Annotated in this window: 3 protein-coding genes; all 3 read left to right on the top strand. The window is 75.2% G+C overall.

The genetic code is table 11. The annotated features are described in order from the left end of the window. Positions 1-2,329: SUKH-4 family immunity protein (locus ABZ896_RS01810; protein ID WP_360920265.1), on the top strand; the 2,329-nt coding region annotated here is incomplete at its 5' end. 166 nt (positions 2,330-2,495) lie between these two features. Further along, entirely contained in the window at positions 2,496-3,383 is an 888-nt protein-coding gene (locus tag ABZ896_RS01805; RefSeq protein WP_360920262.1) for a cellulose-binding protein, read from the top strand. A gap of 40 nt (positions 3,384-3,423) precedes the next feature. Further along, positions 3,424-3,604, top strand: a 181-nt coding sequence (locus ABZ896_RS01800; protein WP_360920259.1) for a hypothetical protein, incomplete at its 3' end; no start/stop codon positions are given.

Raw genomic sequence — 3,604 nt, 5'->3', positions numbered from 1 at the left:
GGGTACGCCGTCTCTGCCGGGGGGTCCGGGGGCGGGTACGTCCTCGTACGGGTATCCGCAGGGGACCGCTGGTGGTCCGGCTGCGCCTCCGTCGCCGTCCGGTTCCGTTTCGTCCGGTGGGTATGTGCCGACGCAGTTCGTGTCGGCGCCGGGGCCCGATGGTTCCGACGGGCTCGGGGGGCCGGGGATGCCTCCGCCGCCCTCTGGTTCGACTCCGGCTCCCGGTGCGCCGCCGGCTCCGGGTGCCGTTCCGCCGCCGCCCGGCGTCGGTGGGCAGAGCTCGCAGGGTGCCCCGGGGCACACGCCTCCGCCCGGCGCTCCCCACCCGCCCGGTCCGCCGAACCCGCCGGGCGGTACGCCTCCGGGCGGTGCCCCCCATGCCCCGACGATGTTCGGCGACCAGGGGCGAACCGGCACCGCCGGGAGCGCCCCGCATCCCCCGGGCACCCCTGGTGTTCCCGGTGCGCCGGGCACGCATGGCTATCCGGGCACCCCGAATCCCCCGGGAACGCCGGGAGTTCCGGGCGCCCCGGGCATGCCGAACCCTCCGGGCGCACCGGGGTTTCCGGGTGCTCAGGGCACCTCGACCCCTCCGGGAGCACCGAGGCTTCCGAGTACCCCGGGCGCGCCGAACCCTCCAGTACCCCCCGGAGTTCCAGGCGCTCAGGGCACCTCGAACCCTCCGGGCGCACCGGGGCTTCCGGGCGCCCCGGGCACGCCGAACCCTCCGGGACCCGCCGGAGTCCCTGGCACTCAGGGCACGCCGAACCCTCCGGGCGCACCGGGGCTTCCGAGCACCCTGGGCATGCCGAGTGCCTTGGCGGCGCCGGGCGCTCCGGGTACCCCGGGTTCTCCCGGCGTGCCGCCGGCTCCGGGTGCACCGCAGACCCCGGCCGTCCCGGGCCCTCCGCATGCGTCCGCCGCGCCGCAGGCCCCGGGCGCACCGCAGCCGCCCAGTGCCCCCGGTGTCCCAGGGGCCGCTCGTGGGCCCGTACATCACGCGGAGACCATGTTCTCCGCGCCGCCGGCGGGTGCCCCCGGCACCATGCCTCCGCCACCCCCGGCTCCCGGCACTCCAGGCAACACGCCTTCACCAGCACCTGGCACCCTCGGCACACCACCCCCGGCTCACGGCGCCCCCGGCAACACGCCACCCCCAGCACCAGGCATCCTCGGCACGCCGCCGCCCCCGGCCGCCGGCACCCCAGGCATGCCCCCACCCTCCGGCGCCACGCCCCCACCCGCCCCCGGCGCCCTCGGTACACCGCCCCCCGGCCCCTCCTTCACACCACCCCCGCCTCCCCCCGGTGCCGTCGCGCCCCCCGCCTACGGCTACCCCCCGGCGCCCCCCGGCCCGCCCACCGTCGGTCCTGGCTACCAGGCCGTGTTGCGGTATCGCGCGCAGGACGGGTCGGAGCAGCAGGTGATCCGGCGTTCGGCGCCCGGCACGCCGCATCCGGAGTGGCAGATCTTCCACGAGCTGCGGGCGATGAACGTGCCCCCGGACCAGGTGCTGGAGCTGCACACCGAGCTGGAGTCCTGCGAGCTGCCGGGTGCCTACTGCGCGCGGATGATCCGGGAGCAGTGGCCGCAGGCGAGGATCGCGAGCATCGCCCCGTACGGGACCGATCACGCGAGCCGTCAGCAGGGCATGCAGCAACTCCTCGCGCACCAGGGCGAGTTGCACCAGGTGGCCGACGGCCCCGCCCGCCCCGCACCGGTGCGCGCCTCGTTGCCCCCCGTGCAGCCCGCCCCGCCGATCCCCCCGGAGGGCGTCGCACAGGAGCTGGGTTCGGCGTTCGGGCCGGGCCTGTTCCGGTTCGAGCAGGCCGCCGTGGCCCGCCAGGGCGTCCCCCCGATCGTGGCGCACTCCCTCGTGGTCGCGGGCCTGCCGACGGACATGGGCCCGTTCTTCTGGGCGCAGGCCCAGCCCGGCCGCCCGGTGCCGACGCTCGCCGAACTCGCCCAGGAACGCGGGGTGCGGCCGGCCTCGGACGCCGCCTCCTACCTCGTGATGGGCAGCGACTTCGGCAAGGCGCTCTGCGTGCAGTACGGCACCGCGAACATCGTCGCCGTACCGGTGGAGGCAGGTCCGGGCGGAGCGCCCGTGCCGCCGCAGTTCGTGAACACGGGGCTGCCCGAGTTCCAGCGGTGCCTGGCGCTGCTCGGCCGGATGTGGCGCCTGCGGTTCGGTCTGAACCAGGAGCAGGCGGGCCGCTGGACCGTCGACTTCCAGGCCCAGCTGGCCTCCCTGGACCCGGCGGCGCTGGGTTCGCCGGAGAGCTGGTGGTCGGTGCTGCTGGAGCAGATGTGGGACGGGCTGCTGTGACGCCCCGCCGTTGAGCCGTCCGTGGGCCGGGCCCGGCCGTATGACCGGGCCCGGCCCTTTTGTGTGCGCCTGCGACCGTGACCTCTACGCGGAGTGTCGCGTTATGAACATTTCTGTCTGATACCTCAAGATATGCGCGAAATCATCGGCGGAGAGGGGTTCCAGGATGGGTAGCGCACCGGTGTCGCCACAGGGTTTCGTGGCCGTCAGAGGGCGCGGCTACCGCCCCGAACAGGTCGACGCCCACGCCGCCGCCGTCTCCCGGGACCGGGACGCCGCGTGGGAGCGGGCCGCCCGGCTCACCGTGCTCGCCAGGGAGATGGAGGCGGAGCTGGCACGGCTCACGGAGGTCGTCGCCACGCTCGCCCCGCAGTCGTACGAGACGCTCGGCGAGCGCGCCCGGCGGCTGTTCGAACTGGGCCAGGAGGAGGCCGCGGCGGTCCGCGAAGGCGGGCGACGGGAGGCGCAACGGATCGTCGACGAGGCGCGGGCGCGCGCGAACGGCGTGCACGAGGCCGCGCAGGCGTACGCCGACGACGTACGCGCCGAGACCGACGAACGCGCCCGTCAGCTGCTGCTCGCGGCGCGCGCCGAGGCCGACGAGATCCGGGTCGCCGCCCGGCGCGAGGTGAAAGAGGGGCGCACGGAGGCGCTCGCCGCGTTGCGCGAGGTACGGGAACGCACCGCCGGTCTGCTCGCCGAGCAGGCCAGGGAACACGCCGAACGCTGGGCCGAGGAGGAGAGCGCGGCACAGCAGCGGGTGGCTGCGGCGGACGCGGCCCATGCCGAACGGGTCGCTCGCGCGGAGGCCGAACTCTCCGTGGCCAAAAGGGAGTTCGCCGAGTCGGAGGCCTGCGGGCGGCGGTACCAGGAGGAGGCGCGGGCGCGGGCGGCGGAGATCGTGGCGGAGGCGCGGGTGTGCGAGGACCGGATCGCCCGGGAGACGGAGCGGGTGCTGCGGGAGCACGGGGAGCGGTGGGACGACGTACAGGCCCAGATGGATCACGTACGGAGCAGCCTGACGGCGCTGACGGGGCGGGCCGCGCTGGAGTGACGATGCGTCAGGTCGTCGTACGGGTGCGGGTGGTTCGTGGTTGCTCGCGCAGTTCCCCGCGCCCCTGGGGAGGCTTCAGTGGACCCACTCTTTTAGCGCCGAGGGCGAGGGTGACCGGGCGCTCGCCGAACCGGAGATGTTCGCCGTGTGCCGCTCCTACGGCCTCGACCGCTGCGAGCCGAACGTCACCTTCACCCTGCTGTCGATCTCGTACCAGCCCT

Origin of the sequence: Streptomyces sp. NPDC047072 (assembly GCF_040643855.1) — a bacterium.
Lineage (GTDB): Bacteria > Actinomycetota > Actinomycetes > Streptomycetales > Streptomycetaceae > Streptomyces.
The sequence above is the reverse complement of the archived record's forward strand: the minus strand, read 5'-3'. Positions and strand labels throughout refer to the sequence as shown.